Below are 3,138 nucleotides of genomic sequence, written 5' to 3'. Positions count from 1 at the left end.
TCGAGGTCCAGCGCTCGAGGAGAAGCGGTCAGCCCGCGTTCTGCTGCAGCCAGGCGTAGGGGTCGACGACCTGGCCGTTGATGTGCACCTCGAAGTGGAGGTGGTTGGCGGTCGAGCTTCCGGTCGACCCGACGAGACCGATGAGCTGGCCCGCGGCGACGGTGTCGCCCGCCTGGACCTGACGGCTGCCGTACGTCATGTGTCCGTACGTGGTCGAGACCTTCTGACCGTTGATCACGTGCTCGATGACGATACCCACGCCGTAGCCGCCGAAGCTCTCGGACGAGGTGCTCACCACGCCCGCGGCGGCGGCGAAGATCGGCTGCCCACCGGGAGCGAGCAGGTCGACGCCCTGGTGATATCCGGAGTCCCACAGACCACGACCGAGCACGTAGCTCGTCAGCGGCCAGCGCACCTCTCCCGAACCGGGAGCGGTCATGTTGAGGTCGATGTTCGACAGCGATGCGCCGGCGCTGGCGGCCAGCTGACGCGCACGCTCCGCGGCGGCGGCAGCGGCGGCTTCCTGATCCTTCTTCTTCTGGATCTCGTCGGCGGTGGTCGCCGAGTAGCTGCTGCGATCGAGGGTCTCACTGGCGACGTCAGAGGCGACGACCATCGACTGGTTGTCGGGAGCGGACATCTCGCCCAGGGTCACCGTGTTCGAGGGCGGCACCGTCGCCGCGTAAGCCGGGATCGCGACCGTGGCGACGAGACCGGCCACCATCGACAGGATGACGGCGCTGCGCAGGGGCTTTCCGACGCGGCGGGCCGCGGGAAGCGAACGGGCGGGCGGCGCGGTCCGGGGAACCGGGGATGCCGCGGGAGCGGTGGGTCGAATGGTGCGACGCGAGGGTCGGGCAACCGCTGCGCGCGCGCTCTTCCGGGTCAGCCCCGTCGAGGAGACCTCGGGTCGGTCATCGACGGGATGGGTGTGTTCAGCCAAATTTCCTCCGGCGCCTCTGCGTCCGTGAAGACGCTGGCTCGTCAGCACTCGATATTGGGGGCACGATGTGCGGGCTTCACCCTCTGCGGACGACGAGCCGGGGAGGCAAACCGCGAGGGGTCCGACGGCGGGCTTCTCGCCTGTGGACCCTCAGAGGCTACCCGAAGATAACGAACAAGTCACGCAAAGGACATCGCGTACAGGAGATGCACGGCCGCCCCGGCCTCGCGACGACATCGCGGGACACCACGCGACGAATCGACGACCGAAGAAGGGGTTTCAGGCCTCGTCGACGAGGAAGATGTGCGACGCCACCTCGACGGGGAGTTCGAGCCCCTCGTCGGCGCCCTCCATCTGCACGAGGACGTATCCCTCGTTGAACCGGTAGTCGCCTCGCGCCCCGGGCAGGACCCCCGCGGCCTTGAGCTGCTGGAGCAGCTCGGGGTCGACCTGGGCGGGTTCGGCGAGGCGCCGCACCGTACCGGTGATGGGCCCGCCCGCATCGTTGAGCTTGCGGACCAGGCCGACGACGCCCTCTTCGAACGTCGAGCTGGCGACGTCGCCGAGCTGATCGAGACCGGGGATCGGGTTGCCGTAGGGCGATTCGGTGGGGTGCCCGAGAAGCTCGACGAGGCGGCGCTCGACCTGCTCGCTCATGACGTGCTCCCAGCGGCAGGCCTCGTCGTGCACGTAGGCCCAGTCGAGACCGATCACGTCGCTGAGCAGGCGCTCGGCCAAGCGGTGCTTGCGCATGACGTCGACGGCCTTCTGACGCCCGTCACCGGTGAGTTCGAGGCGGCGGTCCTCGGAGACGACCACGAGACCGTCGCGCTCCATCCGGCCGACGGTCTGCGAGACGGTGGGGCCGGAGTGCCCGAGACGCTCGGAGATGCGGGCCCGCAGGGGCACGATGTTCTCTTCCTCGAGTTCGAGGATCGTGCGCAGGTACATCTCGGTGGTGTCGATGAGATCGGTCATTCAGGAGTCCTCGGCGTCGCGCGGCTGGTAAGGACAGCCTACCGACCCCATCCGACACAGACTCCGGATGCCGCCACCCCGCGCCCTAGAATCGAGCCCATGCCGCACGTGGACCTCCCCACCGACCTCCTGCCCGCCGACGGCCGCTTCGGATGCGGCCCCTCGAAGGTGCGCGGAGCGCAGCTCGAGTCTCTCGTCACCCGTGGCGCGAGCATCCTGGGCACCTCGCACCGCCAAGCCCCCGTGAAGAACCTGGTCGCCAGCACGCGCGAGCGTCTCGCCGAGCTGTTCCGCCTGCCCGAGGGCTACGAGATCATCCTGGGCAACGGCGGATCGACCGCCTTCTGGGATGCCGCCGCCTTCGGCCTCATCGAGAAGCGCAGCCAGAACCTCGTCTTCGGCGAGTTCGGCGGCAAGTTCGCCTCGGCCGCGGCCGCCCCGTGGCTGCAGACCCCCGATGTGCGCAAGGCCGCACCGGGCACGCGCACCGTCGCCGAGGCCGTCGAGGGCGTCGACGTGTACGCCTGGCCGCACAACGAGACCTCGACGGGCGTCGCCGCCCCCATCGAACGCGTCCATGGCGACGCGGGTGCGCTCACCGTCATCGATGCCACGAGCGCCGCGGGCGGCATCGACTTCGACGTGACCCAGGCCGACGTCTACTACTTCGCCCCGCAGAAGAACCTCGGCTCCGACGGCGGACTCTGGTACGCCGCCGTGTCGCCGGCGGCGATCGAGCGCATCGAGAGCATCGCGGCATCCGATCGGTACATCCCCGAATTCCTGAGCCTGAAGAACGCGCTCGACAACTCGCGACTGCAGCAGACGCTCAACACCCCGGCGCTCGCCACCCTCCTGCTCCTCGACGACCAGCTCGGTTGGATCCTCGACAACGGCGGTCTGGAGTGGGCCGGAGCGCGCACGGCGGAGTCGTCCTCGGCGCTCTACGACTGGGCGGACGCGAGCGCGGTGGCGACGCCGTTCGTCGCCGACCCGGCCGACCGCTCCCCCGTCGTCGTCACGGTCGATTTCGACGAGAGCATCGACGCCGCGGCGATCGCCAAGAGCCTGCGCGCGAACGGCATCGTCGACACGGAGCCCTATCGCAAACTCGGTCGCAACCAGCTGCGCGTCGCGACGTTCGTCTCGATCGAGCCCGATGACGTCCGCCGTCTCATCGGCGCGATCGACTACACGATCGAACGCCTGCCCGGCGC

General features: G+C 69.2%; 3 protein-coding genes. 1 reads left to right on the top strand and 2 read right to left on the bottom strand.

All coding sequences use genetic code 11. The annotated features are described in order from the left end of the window. Window positions 1-28 precede the first annotated feature (28 nt). Both P2P98_RS11840 and P2P98_RS11835 read right to left on the bottom strand, forming a co-directional pair. Window positions 29-943, bottom strand: coding sequence for a peptidoglycan DD-metalloendopeptidase family protein (locus P2P98_RS11840; protein ID WP_275800040.1), 915 nt, complete (start codon window positions 941-943; stop codon window positions 29-31). A gap of 279 nt (window positions 944-1,222) precedes the next feature. Beyond that, window positions 1,223-1,921, bottom strand: coding sequence for a metal-dependent transcriptional regulator (locus P2P98_RS11835; protein WP_275800037.1), 699 nt, complete (start codon window positions 1,919-1,921; stop codon window positions 1,223-1,225). A 99-nt stretch (window positions 1,922-2,020) separates the two neighbouring features. On the opposite strand from P2P98_RS11835, the gene serC reads away from it, so the two are divergent. Next, window positions 2,021-3,138, top strand: a 1,118-nt coding sequence (serC, locus tag P2P98_RS11830) for a phosphoserine transaminase (RefSeq protein ID WP_275800035.1), incomplete at its 3' end; no start/stop codon positions are given.

The sequence above is a fragment of the Microbacterium sp. Kw_RZR3 genome (assembly GCF_029222405.1).
Lineage (GTDB): Bacteria > Actinomycetota > Actinomycetes > Actinomycetales > Microbacteriaceae > Microbacterium.
Note: the sequence above shows the minus strand (reverse complement) of the source record. Positions and strands in the feature narration are given on the sequence as shown.